The 20,599-nt window shown below is 67.9% G+C and carries 16 protein-coding genes and 1 pseudogene; 9 read left to right on the top strand and 8 right to left on the bottom strand.

Annotated features, from left to right (window positions below; all coding sequences use genetic code 11):
• A pseudogene (locus tag ACFOMP_RS01685) lies at positions 1-640 on the top strand (flavin-dependent monooxygenase QhpG); the annotation flags it as partial.
• On the opposite strand, the gene ACFOMP_RS01680 reads toward ACFOMP_RS01685, so the two are convergent.
• The 3 genes from ACFOMP_RS01680 to capB all read right to left on the bottom strand — a co-directional run bounded on the left by ACFOMP_RS01680 (position 628) and on the right by capB (position 5,995).
• Entirely contained in the window at positions 628-1,950 is a 1,323-nt protein-coding gene (locus ACFOMP_RS01680) for a purine-cytosine permease family protein (RefSeq protein ID WP_379027660.1), read from the bottom strand. The pseudogene ACFOMP_RS01685 and the gene ACFOMP_RS01680 sit on opposite strands and share 13 nt — an antisense overlap.
• A 78-nt stretch (positions 1,951-2,028) precedes the next feature.
• The gene (gene capA, locus ACFOMP_RS01675; RefSeq protein ID WP_379027659.1) at positions 2,029-4,152 is read right to left on the bottom strand and encodes a caprolactamase subunit alpha; all 2,124 of its coding nucleotides are present in this window, start codon (positions 4,150-4,152) and stop codon (positions 2,029-2,031) included.
• Between the two features lie 94 nt (positions 4,153-4,246).
• Positions 4,247-5,995: a caprolactamase subunit beta gene (gene capB, locus ACFOMP_RS01670; protein ID WP_379027658.1), complete on the bottom strand. Its 1,749-nt coding sequence runs from the start codon at positions 5,993-5,995 to the stop codon at positions 4,247-4,249.
• 321 nt (positions 5,996-6,316) lie between these two features.
• On the opposite strand from capB, the gene ACFOMP_RS01665 reads away from it, so the two are divergent.
• Both ACFOMP_RS01665 and ACFOMP_RS01660 read left to right on the top strand, forming a co-directional pair.
• On the top strand, positions 6,317-7,276 hold the full coding sequence (locus tag ACFOMP_RS01665) for an AraC-like ligand-binding domain-containing protein (RefSeq protein WP_289896136.1): 960 nt from the start codon (positions 6,317-6,319) through the stop codon (positions 7,274-7,276).
• 95 nt (positions 7,277-7,371) lie between these two features.
• Positions 7,372-7,950, top strand: a complete 579-nt coding sequence (locus tag ACFOMP_RS01660; RefSeq protein WP_289896137.1) for a cupin domain-containing protein — start codon at positions 7,372-7,374, stop codon at positions 7,948-7,950.
• Here ACFOMP_RS01660 and ACFOMP_RS01655 read toward each other — a convergent pair.
• The 3 genes from ACFOMP_RS01655 to ACFOMP_RS01645 all read right to left on the bottom strand — a co-directional run bounded on the left by ACFOMP_RS01655 (position 7,947) and on the right by ACFOMP_RS01645 (position 11,853).
• A complete protein-coding gene (locus tag ACFOMP_RS01655) occupies positions 7,947-9,380 on the bottom strand; it encodes an NAD-dependent succinate-semialdehyde dehydrogenase (RefSeq protein ID WP_379027657.1) in 1,434 nt (477 codons plus the stop codon). The genes ACFOMP_RS01660 and ACFOMP_RS01655 overlap by 4 nt on opposite strands.
• Before the next feature lie 125 nt (positions 9,381-9,505).
• Positions 9,506-10,663 (bottom strand): CaiB/BaiF CoA transferase family protein, encoded by a 1,158-nt coding sequence (locus tag ACFOMP_RS01650; RefSeq protein WP_379027656.1) that lies wholly within the window; start codon positions 10,661-10,663, stop codon positions 9,506-9,508.
• Positions 10,663-11,853: an acyl-CoA dehydrogenase gene (locus tag ACFOMP_RS01645; protein ID WP_379027655.1), complete on the bottom strand. Its 1,191-nt coding sequence runs from the start codon at positions 11,851-11,853 to the stop codon at positions 10,663-10,665. The genes ACFOMP_RS01650 and ACFOMP_RS01645 overlap by 1 nt, the downstream gene beginning before the upstream one ends.
• An 87-nt stretch (positions 11,854-11,940) precedes the next feature.
• Between ACFOMP_RS01645 and ACFOMP_RS01640 the strand changes: the two genes are divergently transcribed.
• Positions 11,941-12,846, top strand: a complete 906-nt coding sequence (locus tag ACFOMP_RS01640) for a LysR substrate-binding domain-containing protein (protein ID WP_379027654.1) — start codon at positions 11,941-11,943, stop codon at positions 12,844-12,846.
• Between the two features lie 20 nt (positions 12,847-12,866).
• Here ACFOMP_RS01640 and ACFOMP_RS01635 read toward each other — a convergent pair whose 3' ends face one another.
• Positions 12,867-14,186, bottom strand: a complete 1,320-nt coding sequence (locus ACFOMP_RS01635) for an MFS transporter (RefSeq protein WP_379027653.1) — start codon at positions 14,184-14,186, stop codon at positions 12,867-12,869.
• 211 nt (positions 14,187-14,397) lie between these two features.
• On the opposite strand from ACFOMP_RS01635, the gene cyoA reads away from it, so the two are divergent.
• Genes cyoA through ACFOMP_RS01610 form a run of 5 tightly spaced genes read left to right on the top strand, consistent with a single transcriptional unit; the run spans position 14,398 to position 19,357 of the window.
• Complete coding sequence (cyoA, locus tag ACFOMP_RS01630) at positions 14,398-15,600, top strand: ubiquinol oxidase subunit II (RefSeq protein ID WP_379027652.1); 1,203 nt, start codon at positions 14,398-14,400, stop codon at positions 15,598-15,600.
• A 12-nt stretch (positions 15,601-15,612) separates the two neighbouring features.
• Positions 15,613-17,619, top strand: coding sequence for a cytochrome o ubiquinol oxidase subunit I (gene cyoB, locus ACFOMP_RS01625; protein WP_379027651.1), 2,007 nt, complete (start codon positions 15,613-15,615; stop codon positions 17,617-17,619).
• Between the two features lie 3 nt (positions 17,620-17,622).
• A complete protein-coding gene (gene cyoC / locus ACFOMP_RS01620; protein WP_379027650.1) occupies positions 17,623-18,240 on the top strand; it encodes a cytochrome o ubiquinol oxidase subunit III in 618 nt (205 codons plus the stop codon).
• Positions 18,240-18,620: a cytochrome o ubiquinol oxidase subunit IV gene (cyoD, locus tag ACFOMP_RS01615; protein ID WP_289896146.1), complete on the top strand. Its 381-nt coding sequence runs from the start codon at positions 18,240-18,242 to the stop codon at positions 18,618-18,620. The genes cyoC and cyoD overlap by 1 nt, the downstream gene beginning before the upstream one ends.
• Positions 18,621-18,646: 26 nt before the next feature.
• Complete coding sequence (locus tag ACFOMP_RS01610; protein ID WP_379027649.1) at positions 18,647-19,357, top strand: SURF1 family protein; 711 nt, start codon at positions 18,647-18,649, stop codon at positions 19,355-19,357.
• A gap of 6 nt (positions 19,358-19,363) precedes the next feature.
• Here ACFOMP_RS01610 and ACFOMP_RS01605 read toward each other — a convergent pair whose 3' ends face one another.
• Entirely contained in the window at positions 19,364-20,263 is a 900-nt protein-coding gene (locus ACFOMP_RS01605; RefSeq protein WP_379027648.1) for a sugar phosphate isomerase/epimerase family protein, read from the bottom strand.
• Between the last annotated feature and the right edge of the window lie 336 nt (positions 20,264-20,599).

The raw sequence follows: 20,599 nt of genomic DNA, 5'->3' as shown, positions 1-20,599 counted from the left end.
CGCCATGGCCGCGGCCGAGCCTATGCTGGCCGATGCGCCGCTGACGGGCCCGCCGCTGCTGCGCGAGGCGGCGCCGCGCCTGCCCGCGCCGGTTGGCGCGCTGGACCTGCTGCGGGTCGGCGACGCCTTTGCCGCCATGGACCCGCTGTCCGGCCATGGCCAGTTCTGGGCGGTGTCGAGCGCGCTGGCCGTCGCCGCCGTGCGCCGCACCCTGGCGGCCCGACCCGGCGCCGAACCGCTCTGCCGGCGCTTTCTGGCCGAGCGCGCGCTGCAGACCAGCCTGCACCAGGCCCGGATCGGCCGCGACTTCCTGCGCGCCGAGCCGCGTTTCCGCGCCGCGCCCTTCTGGGCGGCGCGGCTGGGCTTTCCCGACGACCGGCCCGCCGCCGCGCCGCCGACCGCTCCGCATGTCGCCCGCGCCATCCTGGTCGAGAACGGGCTGCTGGCCGAGCGCGCGGTGCTGCATACCCCCGGCGCGCCGCAGGGCGTCGGCTGGTTCGGCAACATTCCGGCGGCCGAGGCCTGGCGGTCATGGCAGCAGGGCGGCGCCCCCGCCCTGCAGGCCCGATGGGGCGAGACGGGGGCCCGTCTCGCCCGGCAGTTTCAGGCGCTGGCGCAGGTCGGGGCTCAGGTCGGCTGACCCAGCGCCCTGGTCCGGCGGCGCAGCACCGCATAGGCCAGCCCGGCGATCACGAAGGTGGCAGGGGCCGAGAAGGATGCGGCAGCGCCGCCGATGAAATGCAGGGCCAGCCCGCCGGCCGAGGCGATCAGCCAGGCCCCCAGCCCGGCGGGGTTGACGGCGCGGACGCGCTCGGTGTCCTCGGGCTCGGCGCGCTCGCCGCCGGTGATGTGGACCAGGGCGATGGCGACCCAGGCCACCACGAAGATTCCCTGATAGGCCAGCGCTTGCAGGATATAGGCGAAGACATCGGCCAGCATCAGCGCATAGGCGATGGCGCCGACCACGCAGGCCCAGACCCATTTCGGCAGGCGCAGGCGAAACACGGTGCGGGCGAAGCTCTCCATGTTCACGGCGGCGAGGTAATAGTTGGCGGTGTTGATCCGGGTCTGCGAGATCCAGACGAAGGCCAGCCCGGCCACGCCCATCAGTTGCACCAGCGCGAAGACCACCGAGACTTCCGAGATGCTGCCCTGGGTCGGCAGGCTGGCGGCCAGGAAGATGCCGACCAGGCCGTTGAGCAGGAAGGCCACCGCATAGAAGGGCGCGCCGAAGCCGAGGGTGGCGTGGAAGCTTGCGTCCTCGGGCCGGCCGAAGCGGGCATAGTCATAGGTGAACATCATCAGGATCCAGACGCCCATATAGGCGGTGAAACAGTCCCACCAGCCGCCGGCCGGCGGGCCGCCCGGCGGGCCAAGGGTCAGCCAGGCATCCGAATAGCCGTATTCCGCCACCGCCAGCGCCACCGCCGCGACCAGCCCCAGCAGGTAGAAGGGCAAGAGCACGCCGTTGAACCGGTCCAGCCAGTTCTGGATCGAGCCGAAGATCAGCGCCACCGAATAGACCGCCACCACCAGCGCCGCCAGCGGATAGGCGATGCCGGCATATTCGCGCAGCGCGACCGCGATCACCGAGCCCTCGAACACCGCGTAATAGATTGCGGTGGCAAAGAAGATCAGCGTCGCCACCGCCGCACCGCTTCGGCCCAGCAGGATGCGCGAGAACAGCGAGACGCTGAGCCCGGTGCGGATCGCGTGCCGCACCAGCACCGCGTTCACCGCCGCATAGGCGATGACCGACAGCACCAGGCCGATGATGGCGTTCCTTGCGCCATAGGCCAGCGCCAGCGAGGCGGCGATGACCAGGTAGAACATGGCCGAGCAGACCGACCACCAGGCCATGGTCAGGGGCAGCCGGCCCATGCGCTGGTCGCGCGGCACCGGCCGATCCGAGAATTCCAGTTCTTCCGCATTGTCCAAAGATCCAGCCATGGCTGAAACTCCCTGTTTGGTTTTTTGTGATTGTTTCCGGATGGGCGGGGCCTTGGGGCGGCCCCGCCCGGCCTGTGCTCAGGCCTCGGCCAATGCGGCGGCCCTTTCGGGCGCAGCCTCGGCGGCGTTGGCCACGGTCACGACATAGACGCCGTTCTGATCCAGCTCGGCGACCCAGCCCGGCTCGATGACGATGGTGGTCGTCACCTCCTGGATGACCGCCGGGCCGGTGACGACATCGCCCGCGCCCAGCTTCGCGCCGTCATAGACCGGGGTTTCGTGTCTGCGGCCCACGGCGTCGAAGATCATCTCGCGCGTGCCGGCCAGCGCCGCATGGGCGCCCTGTCCCGCGGCGATGCGCATCCGCGCCGGCCGCTCGACCGCGCCCGAGATGGCGCTTTCCACATTCACCACCTCGACCGGGCTGTGCGGCTCGGCATAGGTGTAGAGTTCCTCGTGGCGGGCGTGGAAGGCGGCCTTGAGGCGCTCCAGCGCCGCCTCGTCGATGGCGAAGGGATCGACGCTGACCGTGCATTCGTGCACCTGCCCGACATAGCGCATGTCGAGGCTGCGGCGAATGCCGACCCGGTCGGGGGCGAAATCGTCGGCCAGCAGGTCGGCGCGGCCCTTGTCCTCGAGCCGGGCGAAGGTCTCGTCGAGACGACGGGCCGCCTCGGCCCCTTCCAGCCGCGCGGCGATGGGGGCCATGTAGTTGTATTTCACGTCCGAGATGATCTGGCCAAAGGCGCACAGCCCCGAGGCGAGCTTCGAGACCAGCACCTTGTCGATCCCCATCTCGCGCGCAAGCGCCGTGATATGCGCGCCGGTCGCGCCGCCGGCGCAGTTCAGCACGAAGTCGCGCGGATCGTAGCCGCGCTCGACCGAGACGCGGCGGATCGCGTTCACCATGTTGTGGTTGACGATGGTGAACATGCCGTAGGCCGCGGTCTCGACGCTGATGCCCAGCGGCTCGGCCAGATGCCGGCGGATCGCCTCGCGCGCCTTCTCGACGCTGAGCGGCAGCCGGCCGCCCACCAGCCCCTGCGGGTTGAGATAGCCCAGCACCAGGTTGGCATCGGTGGTCGTCGGCCGCTCGCCGCCCTTGCCATAGCAGGCCGGACCGGGTTCGGAGCCAGCCGATTGCGGCCCCATCTGCATCAGCCCCATCGAGTCGATCCAGCCGATCGAGCCGCCGCCCGCGCCCAGGGTTTCCACCTGGATCATCGGGATTCCAATGCGATAGCGCAGGAAGTCGATGTTCTTTGAAACATTGGCTTCACCGTCGCGGGTCAGGGTGATGTCGAAGCTGGTGCCGCCCATGTCGACGGTGATGATGTCCGAAAGCCCGTAGGGCTCACCCAGGTAAAGCGCCGCGCGCGGCGCCGAGGCGGGGCCGGAATTGATCGCATAGACCGATTGCTCCGAGACCACCGACCCCAGGGCGAGCCCGCCGTTCGACTGGAAATAGCGCACCGGCTGGCGCGCGCCGAGGCTTTGGAAATAGCCGTCCACCGCCCGGACATAGCGCGACAGGATCGGCGCCAGATAGGCGTTCACGATGGCGGTCGAGGTGCGGGTGTATTCGCGCACCTGCGGATAAAGCTGGCTGCCGACGGTCAGGCGCACCTCCGGCATCATCTCGCGCACGATCTCGGCGGCGCGGCTTTCGTGGTCGGGATGCAGCACCGACCAGACGAAGCTGATGGCGACCGATTCGACGCCTTCGCGCAGGAAATGCCGGCAGGCCTCGCGCACCTCCTCCTCGTTCAGCGGCGTGTGGACGGCGCCGGTCGAGATCACCCGCTCTGAGACCCCGCGCCGCAGGTAGCGCGGCACCAGCATGGTGGCGGGCGGATAGTCCGGATCGTAGCGGTAGCCGTCCTCCTTGTGGCCGAGGCGGATCTCGATGCTGTCCTCGTGACCGCGGGTGGCGATCAGGCCGGTCTTGGCGCCGGTATGGGTGATCAGCGCATTGAGCCCGACCGTGGTGCCGTTGATGCACAGATCCGCGTTCGAGACCAGCTCGCGCGGGCTGATGCCCGTTTCCTCCTCGATCACCGCAAGGCCGTTGCGGATCGCCAGGGTCGGATCCTGCGGAGTCGACAGCGCCTTGAAGATGCGCAAGCCCCCTTCGCGGTCGGCGAGGATGAAATCGGTGAAGGTGCCGCCGGCGTCGATGCCCAGGCGATATTGGTGTTTCATGGCGGGTTCCATCTTTGGCTGGCTCCGGCGGGCCTGGCGCCGGGGGCTTCGCGCCCCCGGACCCCCGCGGAGTATTTGGAAAACGGTGAAAGGCTTACGCGGCGCGCAGGGCGGCGGTGGCGGCGTGATCGACGGCGAGGGTCGCGGCATCGGCGATGACCACGCCGTAATCGAGCCGGGCGCCCTCCAGGCTGACGAGGCCGTTCCTGACATCCTCGACCACCTTTTCGACCGGGCGGGCATAGGGGTCGCCATAGCCGCCGCCGCCGGGATTGCGGTTCGCGGCACGCTCGCCGGGCTGGATGGTCTCGATGACGTTTTCGGTGATGATCCGGGTCTCGCCATGCCGGGTCAGTTCCAGCCGGCCGACCTTGGGCGGGATCAGGGCCGACCGCGCGCCCGCCGCGCCCATGGCCGGGATGCGCCGGCCCTCGCCGAAGGTGACGAGCGTCATCGGGCTGTCCAGCGGCTCGACCTCCCAGCAGGTGCCGGAGCCGCCGCGGAACTGGCCGGCGCCGCCCGAATCCTGCATCAGCGAATAACGGTGGATGATGATCGGATAGCTGTGCTCCAGCATCTCGATATCGCCCGAGGTCAGCGCCCCGAAGCAGCATTCCGGCCCGCAGGCGTGCCAGCCGTCCTGGCTGGCGGTGGCCCCGGCGCCCGAGATGATCGAGGCCAGCACCATGGTGACGTATTCCTCGTCATGGCGCTTGTCCCAGCCGGCGATGTTGCAGCCATTGGCATGGCCCCATGAGGCCGAGACCTTGGCCGGCGCCGCCTGTTCGAAGGCGAGCCGCACCGCGTCGGTGAGCGTTTCCATCGGCGTCGTGGTGCAGTTCATGTGCGGCGCGGGCGACTTCGCGTTGCAGAGCGTGCCCTTGGGGCCCATGTCGGTGGTCACGCAGCGATAGAGCCCTTCGTTATAGGGCGGCGGCAATTGCGCGAACATCATCAGGCCCAGATAGACGCCGGAATGGCTGTTCCCTTCGTAGCTGTTGATGAAATAGGGCACCTGCGGCGGCGAGCTGACGGCGATGTGGCAGCCGTCGCCCTGAATGGTCACCGTGGCGGTGATGTCCATGTCGCCGAAGCCGTGGCCGGCATCCTCGAGCACCGCCGTGCCGGTATAGGTGCCGTCCGGAACCTGGGCGATGAGCTTGCGCATATGCGCCTCGGCCATGTCCAGAAGCTCGGCGATGCAGTCCTGCACCACCTGCTTGCCGTATTTGTCCATCAGCCGGACCAGATTGCGCGCGCCGACCAGGCAGGCGCCGATCAGGGCGTTGAAGTCGCCCTCCTGGTCGCGGCGGGCGCGCATGTTGGTCAGCAGCAGGTTCATCACGTCGTGGCGCGGCTTGCCGCGGTCCCAGAGCTTGACCGGCGGGATGCGCAGCCCCTCGGCATAGATCTCGGTGGCGTTGGGGTTGTAGCCGGCCGGGACCGGGCCGCCGACATCGGTCAGGTGGCCCTTGCAGACGGTCCAGAACACCAGCTCGCCCTGGTAGAAGACCGGGTAATACATGCAGGTGTCGATGATATGGCTGCCGCCATAGGCCGGGTCGTTGTGCAGGATCAGGTCGCCCTCGTGGATGTCGCCCTGGAAGAACGCCGCCACCGATTTCATCGCCGGGATCAGGCTGCCCAGATGGATGGGAATGTCCTGGCCCTGCAGGATCATCTCGGGCGTGTGGTTGAACAGCGCGGTCGAATAGTCATGCGCGAGGTTGAAGACCGAGCTGCGGGCGGTCTGTTCCAGCGTCAGCGTCATCTCGCGCTGCGTGGTCTCGAGGACGCCCCGCACCACCGAAAGCGTGATGGGGTCGGGTTTGGGTCTGGTCATGGCTCTTTCCCTGTCTGGGCCGCATGGGCGCACGTCAGGGCAGGCCGCGAGGCGGGCGGCGCCGGTCATGCCGATCTCCCTGTGACGTGCCGTCTTGCGCGGCATCTTTTCGTGCCTGCCATGGTGCGCTGCGCCAGCGGACCGGTCTTGGCGGCAGCTGCGCATAAACTTGTCAGCCAGCGCAGGGCCGGCAGAAACTTGCCGCTGCGCGCAGGAAAACTTGTCGGGCCGCGCAGCCCTCGCGGGCGCGCGCGAGAATCCTTTTGCCCGAATGTCACGCACAGGTTACGAATCGCCAATGTCTGTGCGTGGAGGCGCCGCATGGTCCTGGAAAGCTACAGCACGGCTGCGGCCGCCCCGCCCGAGCGCGCGGCGCATTGGTCCGCCATCATTGCCGACACCTATTTCCCGCTGCAGTTGAGCTATCGCGATCCGGCCACCTTCCAGGGCCGGCTGGAACGGCGCAGCGCCGGCCCGGTCTCGCTGTCGCGGCTGCGCACCGAACCGGCCTGCTACGAGCGGGTGCCCGGCCTGATCCGCCATGGCGAGGCCGAGGAATATCTGGTCACCATCCCCAGCGTCGCGCCGGTGCTGTTCCGGCAGCTTGGCCGCGACGTGACCTGCGGGCCGGGCGGCTTCCTGCTGGAGCGCGGCGACGCGCCCTATCGCTTTGCCTACGAGGCCAGAAACGACCTGCTGGTGATGAAGATCGCCCATAGCGCCCTGGCCGAGCGCCTGCGCCAGCCCGACCGGCTTTGCGCCACGATCTTCGACGGCCGGGACGGGCTGGGCGGGCTTTTCGCCGAGACGGTGCGCCGCGCCCATGCCATGCCCCAGGATGCCGGCGCCGCCGAAGTGCTTGGCCGGCACCTGATCGAATTGCTGGCCCTGGCCCTGGATCGCCAGGCCGAGACCGACCGCGGCGCCGGAACGGTGGTCCGGGCCGCGCATCTGCAGCGGGCGCAACAGGCGATCCGGCGCGAGATCCGCGATCCCGCCCTGTCGCCGGAAAGCGTGGCCCGGGTCTGCGGCATCTCCAAGCGCTATCTGCACGACCTGTTCAGCGAGACCGGCACCACCGTCGCGCAGCATATCCGCGAGACCCGGCTGCAAGCCGCGCGCGACATGCTGCAGATGCCGGGCGACCTGTCGCTGGCCGGCATCGCCTATCGGCTGGGATTTTGCGACCAGGCCCAGTTCTCGCGCCAGTTCCGCGCCTTTTTCGGCCAGACCCCGCGCGACTATCGCAATGCCTGCCGCGCGCGGCAGCCGCAGGGGTAGATCTGCGCAGCATCCTGCGCGACGGGTCGGCCATCCGAACTGGCGGCGGGTCCGGTTTGGCGCTAGGATGCCGGAAAGCCACGAGCGGGGGATGGATGCAGGATTTCGACGTCGGCGCAAGGCTCAGGGAATTGCGCGGCGAGGCCGGGCTGTCGCAGCGGCAGCTGGCCGAGGCCTCGGGGGTCCCGCATGGCCAGATCTCGATGATCGAGACCGGCCGCAGCAGTCCCTCGGTCGCCTCGCTGCGCAAAATCCTGGGCGGACTGGGGGTGACCATGTCGCAGTTCTTTGAACCCGACAGCGGCCCCAGCGGCACGGTCTTCTTCACCCCGGCCGAGCTGCGCGACCTGACCTCGCGGCTTTATTCCACCTTCGAGGGGCCCGCCGGCCGCATGAGCCTGCGCCAGGTCGGCGACGCCCGCGCGCATAACCTGCAGATCCTGCACGAACGCTACGAGGCCGGCGCCGATACCGGCGAGACCATGCTGCAGCATCACGGCAGCGAGGGCGGCATCGTCATCTCGGGCGAGATCGAGCTGACCGTGGGCGGCGAGACCCGCATCCTCAAGGCCGGCGACAGCTTCCTGTTCGCCTCGAACCAGCCGCATCGCTTCCGCAATGTCTCGGATCGCGAGGCGGTGGTGGTCAGCGCCTGCACGCCGCCCTATCTCTAGCCCTTGCGGGTGACGAACCGGGTCTGCAGATAGGCACCGATGGCCTCCGAGCCGCCCTCGGTGCCCATGCCGGAATCGCCGATGCCGCCGAAGGGCAGTTCGGGCAGCGACAGGCCGATATGGTTGACCGTCAGCATGCCGGCGCGGATCTCCTCCTGCAGGCGCTGCATCCGGGCCGAGGATCGGGTCCAGGCATAGGCCGCCAGGCCATAGGGCAGCCGGTTGGCCTCGGCGAAGGCCTCGTCGTCCTGGCGGAAGCGGTTGACGATGGCGATGGGGCCGAAGGGTTCCTCGTTCATCACCGCCGCCTCGGCCGGCACGTCCAGCAGCACGGTGGGCGCGAAGAACCAGCCCTCGTTGCCGAGGCGCTGGCCGCCGGTGGCAAGCCGGGCGCCGCGGTCCAGCGCGTCGCGGATCAGCCGCTCGATGGCGGGGATGCGGCGTTCGTTGGCCAGCGGTCCCATCTGGCTGGCCGGATCGCTGCCCGGGCCGGGCTGCGCCTGCGCCATGGCCGCGATGAATCTTTCGGTAAAGCGGTCCGCGACCCCGTCCTGTACCAGGAAGCGGGTGGGCGAGATGCAGACCTGGCCGGCATTGCGCAGCTTGGCGGCGGCCATGGCGGCGGCGGCCGCGTCGACATCCGCATCGTCGAAGACCAGGACCGGCGCATGGCCGCCCAGCTCCATGGTGGCGGGCTTCATGTGCAGTCCGGCCAGCGCCGCCAGTTGCTTGCCGACCGGGGTCGAACCGGTGAACGACAGCTTGCGGATCGCCGGATGCGGGATCAGGTAGCCCGAGATTTCGGCCGGATCGCCATAGACCAGGTTCAGCACCCCCGCCGGCAAGCCGGCATCGACGAAGCAGCGCGCCAGTTCGGCCGGCGAGGCCGGGGTCTCCTCGGCCGCCTTGACGACGATGGTGCAGCCCGCCGCCAGGGCGGCCGAGATCTTGCGTACCGCCTGGTTGATCGGGAAGTTCCAGGGCGTGAAGGCGGCGACCGGGCCCAGGGGCTCGCGGACCGTCAACTGCGTGACGCCCGGCACGCGGGCGGGGATGATCTGGCCATAGCTGCGCCGTGCCTCTTCGGCGAACCATTCGATGATCTCGGCCCCGGCCATGATCTCGGCGCGGGACTGGTCGAGCGGCTTGCCCTGCTCGGCCGTCATCATTGCCGCGATGCCGTCCACGCGGCCGCGCAGCAGGCGCGCGGCCGCGCGCATCAGGTCCGACCGGTGCAGCGGTGAGCTGCGGCCCCAATCGGCAAAGGCGCGATGGGCGGCCTGGACCGCCGCCTCGAGATCGGCGATGCCGGCATGGGCGACGCGGCCGATTTCGGCGCCGGTCGCGGGGTCGAGCACCGGCAGGCTGCGCCCGTCAAGCGCCGCGCGCCAGCTGCCGTCGATCAGGAGTTGCGTGTCGGGATAGGTCATCTGTCCTGCCTTGCTGGAACGGGGTGGCGGTGCCGGCGGCCGGGGGCGCCGCCCCCGCGCCATGCGCGTCCCTCGACGGGACGCGCATGGCGCTCCCCCGGGGTATTTGGAAAACGGAGAAAGCCTCAGGACCGGTCACGAGGGTCGAAATCCCAGGTGCCGGCGCCAAGCGCGGGGGCGGCGCGATCGGTCTGAAGCCGGCTGCGCGAAAAGCGCATCGGGCTGCGCAGGCCGGGAATGCCCTCGGGCGCGATCTGCAGGCCGCGGGCCCGCACCTGCGGCTCGGCCAAAGCCTCGGCCACATCGTTGACCGGGCCGGCCGGGACGCCCGCCGCTTCCAGCGCCGCGATCAGCGCGCCGCGGGTGAAGCGGCACGTGGCCTGGACCAAGAGCGGCACCAGCCGGACGCGGTTCGCCACCCGGGCGGGATTGGTGGCGTAATCCGGATCCCGGGCCAGATCCGCCAGCGCCAGCACCCGGCACAGCGCGGCGAATTGCCGGTCATTGCCGCAGGCGATGATCAGGTGTCCGTCCGAGGCCGGGAACAGCTGATAGGGCACGATGTTCGGATGGGCATTGCCCAGCCGGTGCGGCACGGCCCCGCCCAGCAGGTAATTCGTCGCCTGATTGGCCAGGACCGCGACGCCGCAATCCAGCAACGACAGGTCGAGATGCTGGCCCAACCCCGAGCGTTCGCGCTCGGCCAGCGCCGCCTGCACCGCGATCACCCCGTAGAGCCCGGTGAAGATGTCGATCCAGGCGACGCCGACCTTCTGCGGCTCGCCCGCGGGCTCTCCGGTCAGGTCCATGATCCCCGACATGCCCTGGACCAGGAAATCGTAGCCCGGCTGCGCCGCCCGGGGCCCATCCTGGCCGAAGCCGGTGATCGAGGCATAGACGAGGCGCGGGTTCCGGGCCGACAGGCTGGCATGGTCGAGGCCGAACTTTCGCAGCCCGCCCAGCTTGAAATTCTCGACCAGCACGTCGGCCTCGTCGATCAGCCGCTTGAGCCGCTCCAGATCGGCCGGGTCGTTGAAGTCGCAGATCACCGAGGTCTTGCCGCGATTCGCGGCGTGGAAATAGGCGGCCACGGTCTCGGTCGAGCCGTCGGGACGCGGCCGTTCGATGAAGGGCGGCCCCCAGCGGCGGGTGTCGTCGCCCTCGGGTGCCTCGACCTTGATCACCTCGGCGCCCAGATCGGCCAGGGTCTGGCCGATCCAGGGACCGGCAAGGATGCGGGCCAGTTCGACGACCCGCAGCCCTTTCAGCGGCGCGGCGGACATCAGCCGAAGGCCTGGATGCCGGTTTGTGCCCGGCCGAGGATCAGCGCATGCACATCATGCGTGCCCTCGTAGGTGTTCACCGTCTCGAGGTTCTGCGCATGACGGATGACGTGATACTCGACCGAGATGCCGTTGCCGCCATGCATGTCGCGGGCCATGCGGGCGATGTCCAGCGCCTTGCCGCAATTGTTGCGCTTGACGATCGAGATCATCTCGGGCGCCATCTTGCCCTCGTCGAACAGCCGCCCCACGCGCAGGCTGGCCTGCAGACCCAGCGCGATCTCGGTCTGCATGTCGGCGAGCTTCTTCTGGTAGAGCTGCGTCGCCGCCAGCGGCCGGTTGAACTGCTGGCGGTCGAGCCCGTATTGCCGGGCGCGGAACCAGCAATCCTCGGCCGCGCCCATGGCGCCCCAGCTGATGCCGTAGCGGGCGCGATTGAGGCAACCGAAGGGGCCGCCCATGCCCTCGACGCCGGGCAGCAGCGCGTCCTCGCCGACCTCGACATCCTCCATGACGATCTCGCCGGTGACCGAGGCGCGCAGGCTCAGCTTGCCCTCGATCTTCGGCGCCGACAGGCCCTTCATGCCCTTTTCCAGCACGAAGCCGCGCACCTTGCCGCCATGCGCCTCGGACTTGGCCCAGACCACGAAGACATCGGCGATCGGCGAGTTGGTGATCCACATCTTGGCGCCGTTCAGGACATAACCGTCCGCGGTCTTCTTCGCGCGGGTCTTCATGCCGGCCGGGTCGGAACCCGCATCCGGCTCGGTCAGGCCGAAGCAGCCGATGAACTCGCCCGAGGCCAGTTTCGGCAGGTATTTCTGCTTCTGCGCCTCGCTGCCGTAAGCCTCGATCGGATACATGACCAGCGAGCTTTGCACCGAGGCCATCGAGCGATAGCCGGAATCGATGCGTTCGATCTCGCGCGCGACCAGGCCGTAGGCGACGTAAGAGGCACCGACACCGCCATAGGCCTCGTCCACGGTCACACCCAGCAGGCCGGCCGCGCCCATCTCGCGGAAGATCTCGGGATCGGTGGTCTCGTTCAGATAGGCGTCCTTGATCCGGGGCGCGAGCGATTCGGCCGCGAAGGCCGCGGCGCTGTCGCGGATCATCCGCTCTTCCTCGGTCAGCTGGTCCTCCAGCAGGAAGGGGTCGTTCCAGGCGAAGGGGGCGGGTTTCTGGGCCATGCGGTCACTCCTCTGTTGCCGTCCGTTCTAGCCCAGGCGCGGCCGGAGTGCTAATGATGAGTGATCCGCAGTTCATGAGTTTCAGGAATGAACAAACCACCCCGCCCCAGCTATACCCCCAGCATTCAGGAACTGCGCGCATTGGTGTTTTGCGCCGAGACCGGCTCGGCCTCGCGCGCGGCCGAGATGCTGAACCTGACGCAAAGCGCGGTCAGCCGCTCGATCCGGGCGCTGGAGGACAGGCTGGGGGTGCGGCTGTTCCGCCGGGTGCGCCAGCGGCTGATCCTGTCGGATGCCGGGCGGGCGCTGGTGCGCGATTCGCGCCAGATCCTGGACCGGCTGGAAAACTCGGCGCGCATGGTCATGGCCTTTGGCGGCGGCGGCGATGTGCTGCGGCTGGCGGCGCTGCCGACCTTTGCCGCGACCTGGCTTATTCCGCGGCTGCCGGATTTCGCCCGACAGCATCCGGAGGTCTCGATCGACCTGACCGCGGCGCTGGCGCCGGTGGATTTCGACGACAGCCCCTTCGACGCCGCGCTGCAACGCGCCGAGCTTGCCCGCCCGGGCAGCCGGGTCACGCCGCTGGTGGACGAAACCCTGATCGTCGTGGCCTCGCCCGGTCTGATCCCGCCCGAGCTGACGCCCGGCGCCGATGCTCTGGCGCGCTATCCGCTGATCCAGCAGGCAACGCGGCCCGGCTTGTGGAGCGACTGGTTCGCGCTGGCCGGCAGCGACGCCCTGGACCGGCTGCGCGGGCCGCGATTCCAGCATTTCGACATGGTGATCGCCGCCGCCCAGGCCGGGCTGGGCATCGCGCTGCTGCCCGACATCTTCGCCGCGGCAGCGCTGCGGGCCGGTACGCTGCGCCAGATCAGCCCGCTGCGCCTGCCCGGGCGCTGGCCCTATTGCCTGATCCGGCCGCAGGGCAGCGGCGAAAGCCGCGCGCTGGCCGCCTTTGCCGAATGGCTGGAGCACCGCGCCACGGCGCTTTAGCCGCGCGGCGCCGGGGCGGATCAGGCGTCGCCCTTGAACTCCATCCGCCCGGCCAGCAGCACGGCGATGGTCGAACAGACCGCGCCCGACAGCAGGTAGAGACCGGCGGCGGGCAGGCCCAGCCAGGCCGAGAGCAGCAGCGCCGTCAGCGGCGCGAAGCCGGCCCCGAACATCCAGGCCAGGTCCGAGACGATGGCCGAGCCGGTATAGCGGTTGCGCACCCCGAAAAGCGAGCCGACCGCCCCCGAGGACTGGCCGAAGCTGAGCCCGAGGATGAAGAAGCCGGCGATCATGTAGACCATCTCGCCGGTCTTGCCGGCCGAAAGCAGCAGCGGCGCCAGGATGGCGAAGCCGCCGATCAGCAGCGCGCCGACCAGCAACAGGCGCTGCCGGCCGATGCGGTCGGCCAGGAAACCGGACAGCAGGATGGCGGCGATGCCGGCCAGCGCGGCGACGGCCTCGATCACCAGGAAGCTGACCAGCGTCTCGTTGGTGTAAAGGAAGATCCAGGACAGCGGATAGACCGTGACCATGTGGAACATGGCAAAGCTCGCCAGCGGCACGAAGATGCCCAGCAGGACCGTCGGCCCGTCCTCGGCCAGGGTGATGCGCAGCCGGGTGGGCTGCAATTCGCGCGATTCGAAAAGCTCCTGGAACTCGTCGGTGGCGACGATGCGCAGGCGCGCGAACAGCGCCACCACGTTCACCGAGAAGGCGACGAAGAACGGATAACGCCAGCCCCAGCCAAGGAAATCCTCGGCCGAGAGGTTCGCGGCCAGATAGGCGAACAGCAGGCTGGCCACGATCAGCCCGATGGGGGCGCCAAGCTGCGGCACCATGGCGTAGATGCCGCGCCGGCTTTTCGGTGCGGTCAGCGCCAGCAGCGAGGGCATGCCGTCCCAGGCGCCGCCAAGCGCCAGCCCCTGGCCGATGCGCAGCACCGCCAGGATGACGACCGCCCAGTAGCCGACATCCTCATGGCTGGGGATCAGGCCCATGGCGACGGTGGCCGTGCCCATCAGAAACAGCGCCGCGGTCAGTTTGCTGACCCGCCCGTGCCGGCGGTCGATGGCCATGAACAGCGCACTGCCCAGCGGCCGCACCACGAAGGCCAGCGCCAGCAGCGCAAAGGACAGCAGCGTGCCGGTCAGCGGATCGGTGAAGGAGAAGATCCGCTGCGGGAACACGATCACCGAGGCGATGGCGAAGACGAAGAAATCGAAGAACTCGGAGGTGCGCCCGATGATCACGCCCACGGCGATGTCGGAAGGCGACACCCGATGGAGCGGCGAGGCGGAGGCGGAGGGGCCGGCATGGGCCGAAGGGGAAGTGCTCGACATGGCAGATGGTTTCGATCTGATCCAGATTCCTGCCGGGCCTCGACGGTCGTCACCCGGCGTCCTGCCCCTTCCCTGCCGCAAACCGAGGGCGCGCAGCATAGGGCAAAACGTCGCATGTCGCCTTGATCCAGATCAAGGTAACCAACCCACACTTGCCCGGCGCATTTCCGACTCGTTTCGTTGCGCCATCCACGGGACAGCAGGTAGTCCAATGAAAAGAAACCCAAAACTCACTCGCCTTGCATGGCTTTCGCTTCTGATCCCGCTTGCCGCGTGCAAGGCCGAGGTGCTGTTGCCCGCCGGTGACGTGGCGGCGCGAGAACGCGATCTTCTGGTCAGCTCGACGCTGCTGATGCTGCTCATCATCGTGCCGGTGATGGCATTGACGGTGTGGTTCGCCTGGAAATATCGCGAGCGCAATCGCGATGCCGAATACCGCCCGGACTGGGATCATTCGACCAAGCTGGAATTCGTGATCTGGGCGGCGCCGCTCCTGATCATCATCTCGCTGGGGGCGCTGACCTGGGTCGGCACCCACCTGCTGGATCCCTATCGCCCGCTGGACCGCATCTCCAAGGACCAGCCTGCCCCGCGCGAGATGCAGCCGCTGCGGATCGAGGTGGTGGCGCTCGACTGGAAATGGCTGTTCATCTATCCCGAACAGGGCATCGCCTCGGTCAACCAGATGGCGGTGCCGGTGGACCGCCCGGTCGAGTTCACGCTGACCTCCTCCTCGGTGATGAACGCCTTTTACATCCCGGCCATGGCCGGCATGGTCTATGCCATGCCGGGGATGCAGACCAAGCTGCACGGGGTCTTCAACAATCCCGGCGAATACAAGGGCATCGCCTCGCATTATTCGGGCCACGGTTTCTCGGGCATGCATTTCAAGGCGCTGGCCACCGACCAGGCCGGCTTCGATGCCTGGATCGCCAAGGCGCGCGAGGCCGGCGGCACGCTGGACCGTCCGCGCTACCTGGAACTCGAGGCACCGAGCGAGAACGTCCCGCCCATGACCTTCGCCGAGGTCGATCCGCAGCTTTACCCGCGCATCGTCAACATGTGCGTCGAGCCGGGCAAGATCTGCATGGCCGAGATGATGGCGCTGGACGCCCAGGGCGGGACCGGGCTGGCCGGGACGATGAACGTCACCGCCCTGACCTATGACAAGCACCAGCGCCGCGGCGCGCGCGCGCCGGTGCTGGGCTGGAAACCCTTCCAGGTCGCCTCGTTCTGCACGCCCGAGGAAGCGGCGCTGATGTTTGGCAACATGCCGGACGTGGTGCCGGAACGGGCGGACATGACGCCGCTGCGCGGCCTGGCGATGACGCCGCCCCAGCCCTTCCGCCTTACGCATGAAAACGACGTCACGCTGCTGGAAGCCGCCGAGAGCGGCGCGGCGCGGAATTTCTGATCGGACGCACGCATGGTTACGCCTTCCAACGAAACCACCTTCCTTCTGGGCCGCCTGAACTGGGACGCGATCCCGAAGGAGCCCATCGTCTGGGCCACCTTCGCCGCCGTCGCCATCGGCGGGGTCGCGCTGCTTGCGGTGCTGACGAAATACCGGCTCTGGGGCTATCTCTGGAAAGAATGGTTCACTTCGGTCGATCACAAGAAGATCGGCATCATGTACATCATCCTGGCGCTGATCATGTTCGTGCGCGGCTTTGCCGATGCGATCATGATGCGGTTGCAGCAGGTCTGGGCCTTCGGCGGCTCCGAGGGCTACCTGAACAGCCACCACTATGACCAGATCTTCACCGCCCATGGCGTGATCATGATCTTCTTCGTGGCCATGCCCTTCGTCACCGGGCTGATGAACTACGTCGTGCCGCTGCAGATCGGCGCGCGCGACGTGTCCTTCCCGTTCCTGAACAATTTCTCGTTCTGGATGACGGTGGGGGGCGCGGTCATCACCATGGCCTCGCTGTTCGTGGGCGAGTTCGCGCAGACCGGCTGGCTGGCCTTTCCGCCGCTTTCGGGCATCGGCTACAGCCCCTGGGTCGGGGTCGACTATTACATCTGGGGTCTGCAGGTCGCCGGCGTCGGCACCACGCTCTCGGGTATCAACCTGCTGGTGACGATCCTGAAGATGCGGGCGCCGGGCATGACGATGATGCGGATGCCGGTCTTCACCTGGACCTCGTTCTGCACCAATATCCTGATCGTCGCCTCGTTCCCGGTGCTGACCATGACGCTGATCCTGCTGACGCTGGACCGCTATGTCGGCACCAACTTCTTCACCAACGATCTTGGCGGCAATCCGATGATGTATATCAACCTCATCTGGATCTGGGGCCATCCCGAGGTCTATATCCTGATCCTGCCGCTGTTCGGGGTGTTCTCGGAAGTCGCCTCGACCTTCTCGGGCAAGCGGCTGTTCGGCTATTCCTCGATGGTATACGCGACCGTCTGCATCACGGTGCTGTCCTATCTGGTCTGGCTGCACCATTTCTTCACCATGGGCTCGGGCGCCTCGGTGAACTCGTTCTTCGGGATCACCACGATGATCATCTCGATCCCGACCGGGGCCAAGCTCTTCAACTGGCTGTTCACCATGTATGGCGGCCGCATCCGCTATGAACTGCCGATGATGTGGACGGTGGCCTTCATGCTGACCTTCGTCATCGGCGGCATGACGGGCGTGCTGCTGGCGGTGCCGCCGGCCGATTTCGTGCTGCACAACTCGCTGTTCCTGATCGCGCATTTCCACAACGTCATCATCGGCGGCGTGCTGTTTGGCTGTTTCGCGGCGGTGAACTACTGGTGGTCCAAGGCCTTCGGCTTCAAGCTGGACGTGTTCTGGGGCAAGGTTTCGTTCTGGTTCTGGGTGGTCGGCTTCTGGTTCGCCTTCATGCCGCTCTATATCCTGGGGCTGATGGGCGTCACCCGTCGGCTGCGGGTCTTCGACGACCCGGACCTGCGGATCTGGTTCGCCATCGCCGCCTTCGGCGCGGTGCTGATCGCCTGCGGTATCGCCGCCATGTTCGTGCAGTTCGGCGTCTCGATCCTGCGCCGCAACCGGGCGGATTATCGCGACGTGACCGGCGATCCCTGGAACGGCCGGACGCTGGAATGGGCGACCTCCTCGCCGCCGCCGGCCTATAACTTCGCCTTCAACCCGATCTCGCACGGGCTGGACAGCTGGTGGGAGATGAAGCAGAACGGCGCCGCGCGCCCGACCGCCGGCTTCATGCCGATCCACATGCCGAAGAACACCGGCACCGGCGTGATCCTGGCGGCGCTGGCCACCATCTGCGGCATGGCGCTGATCTGGTATATCTGGTGGCTGGCGGCAGCCAGCTTCCTGGGCATCATCGCCGTCTCGATCGGCCATACCTTCAACTACAACCGCGACTATTACATCCCGGTCTCGGAAATCGAGGCGACCGAGGATGCCCGGACGCGCCAGCTTGCGCAGGGGGCCTGAGCCATGAGCCACGCGACAACCGACACCATGGACCGCTACTGGGAACTGGAGCCCCATCACCATCCCGAAGGGGCCTCGACCAGCCTGGGCTTCTGGGTCTACCTGATGAGCGACTGCCTGATGTTCGCGGTGCTCTTCGCGGTCTATGGCGTGCTGGGCACCAGCTTCGCCGCCGGGCCGGGCCCCAAGGATCTGTTCGACCTCGAGCTGGTGGCGGTCAACACCGCCATGCTGCTGCTCTCGTCGATCACCTTCGGCTTCGCCATGCTGGCCATGGGCAAGGGCGACAAGCGGGTCACGCTGCGCTGGCTGGCGGTGACGCTGTTCTTCGGCCTGTGCTTCCTGGGCATCGAGCTTTACGAGTTCCACCACCTGATCCATGTCGGCGCCGGGCCGCAGCGGTCCGGCTTCCTGTCGGCCTTCTTCACGCTGGTCGGGACGCACGGGCTGCATGTCACCTTCGGCTCGATCTGGCTGGTGACGCTGATGGTGCAGATCACCCGCACCGGGCTGATCCCCGCCAACCAGCGCCGCATGGTCTGCCTGTCGATGTTCTGGCACTTCCTCGACGTCATCTGGATCGGCGTCTTCACCTTCGTCTATCTGCTGGGGATGATCTGATGTCTGCCGAACACGCGCATTCGCATCTCGACGATCACGGCCACGACCATGGCAGCCATGCCTCTTACCTCAAGGGGTTCCTGCTCTCGGTGATCCTGACCGCCCTGCCCTTCGGCATCGTCATGGCCGGCGGCTTCGAAAGCCGCGGGCTGACGGCGCTGGTCGTCATCGGCTTCGCCGTCGTGCAGATTCTGGTCCACATGGTCTATTTCCTGCACATGAACGGCAAGCAGGAGGAGGGCTGGACCATGCTCTCGACCATCTTCACCGTGGTGGTGGTGGTGATCCTGCTGGCCGGGTCGCTGTGGGTCATGTATCACATGAACACCAACATGATGCCGCAGATGGATCACGAGATGATGCAGGGCATCGGCTCGTGACCGGGTCGGCGGTTGCGGGGGCGCGGGTGGCGCGTTCCCGCTTCGCGCGGCTGGCGCTCCTGACCGGGGCGCTGGCCATTTTCGTTCTGCTTTGCTGGCTGGGCATCTGGCAGGTGCAACGCCTGGCCTGGAAGACCGACCTGATCGCCCGGGTCGAGACCCGGCTGGCGGCCGAGCCGGCGCCCGCCCCCGGTCCGCGGGACTGGCCGGGACTTTCGGCCGGGGCGGACGAATACCGCCGCCTGACCGTCTCAGGCCGCTTCCGCGCCGGCAGCGATACGCTGGTCAAGGCGGTGACGGATCGCGGCGCCGGCTTCTGGGTGATGACGCCGCTGCTTACTGACCAGGGCTGGCCGGTGCTGGTCAATCGCGGCTTCGTCCCCGGAACCGCCCGGGCCGAGGCCGACCGGGTGCTGCCCGGCGGCCCGGTCACGATCACCGGGCTGCTGCGCATGAGCCAGCCCGGCGGCGCCTTCCTGCGCAAGAACGATCCCGAGGCCGGCCGCTGGTATTCCCGCGATGTCGCGGCCATCGCCGACCGGCGGGGACTGACCGGCGCCGCGCCCTATTTCATCGACGCCGATGCCCGCGCCGATGCCGATCTGCCCATCGGCGGGCTGACCGTGGTCCAGTTCCGCAACAGCCATCTGGGCTATGCGTTCACCTGGTTCTCGCTGGCCGCGCTTTGGGCCGGCTGGCTGATCTGGCTGTGGCGGCGCGGCGCCGGCCAGGGCTGAGCGCCGCTATTTCCAATACTGGTCGATATATTTCTGCATCTCGGCGCGCATGAAGCGGCCGGAGTGGTCCGCGCGGTCCTCCCAGGCGAAGACGCAGGCGGTCATGATGCCGTCGAAGCCGATCTCGGCCAGGGTGCCGAAGAAATCGTCCCAGGGCACCTCGTCCTGGCCGATGTCGAGATGCTGGTGCACGCGGGCCTGGGTGCCCGGCGGGTTCAGGATGTAGCGCAGGCCCGAACTGGCCTTGTGGTTGAACGTGTCGCCGACATGGACATGCGCCAGCACATCGGCGGCCTCGCGCAGCATCGCCTTGGTGTCGTCGCCGAAATAGAAGGTATGCGGCGCGCAATAGAGGAACCTCACCCGCGGCGAATTCACCGTGCGGATGATGTCGAGCGCCGGCTGCAGGGTCTCGCACCAGTCCTCGGGATGCGGCTCGACATGCAGGGTGATGCCCTCGCGCTCGAAGATCGGCACCAGTTCCTCCATGCTGCGCCACCAGGCGTCCTCGCAGGCCTCGATCATGCTGCCGGTATGACAGCAATAGCAGCCGCCCTTGTCGGGATGCGGGCCGCGGCCGAATTCGCTGTTCATGGTATCCACGCCCAGCTCGACGGCGATCTCGATGGCGCGTTTCCAGTGCCTGACGGCAGCCTGGCGCTCGGTCTCGTCGTTCGAGGCCCAGCGATACATCGGCAGCAGGCTGGCGATGCCGACCTCGGCCTTGTTCAGCGCCCGTTTCAGCGTCTTGATGCGGTCGGGAAAGACGCGCGGCGCCTTGAACCATTCCAGGAAATCGCCGCGCGGGCTCAGCTCGATCCAGTCGTAGCCGAGTTCCTTGACCTTGGCCGGGATCTGTTCCAGCGGCAGGTGGCGGTGCATGAAGGGGTCGATGGCAATGCGCATGGTCGGTGTCCTTGCTATGGGAGGGGTCGCGCACCGGCCCGCCCCGGCGGCGGGCAGCAGGCGGCGATCAGAGTGATATTGCGGCTGGTTTTCGGGCGCGACCGGCTCGAAGGGCGCCCGGATGGCGCGCTCAACCGGCTCGCCCCGGACCATGGCGATGGCGGTCCGCCCGGTTCGTGGCGTTCTGATCGACGGTGAGGTCCAGGCCGCTCGCCGGCCTCGCCGCCAGCCCGTCCCGGCCACCGCCACCTTGTCCATCGTCACGCCCGCGGCCTTCAGTGATGGATCTTGATGCCGTCCAGGGGAATGGTCAGGAAAGGATTGTCACAGGAGGTC

The sequence above is a fragment of the Paracoccus simplex genome, assembly GCF_042648325.1.
GTDB lineage: Bacteria > Pseudomonadota > Alphaproteobacteria > Rhodobacterales > Rhodobacteraceae > Paracoccus > Paracoccus simplex.
Note: the sequence above shows the minus strand (reverse complement) of the source record. Positions and strands in the feature narration are given on the sequence as shown.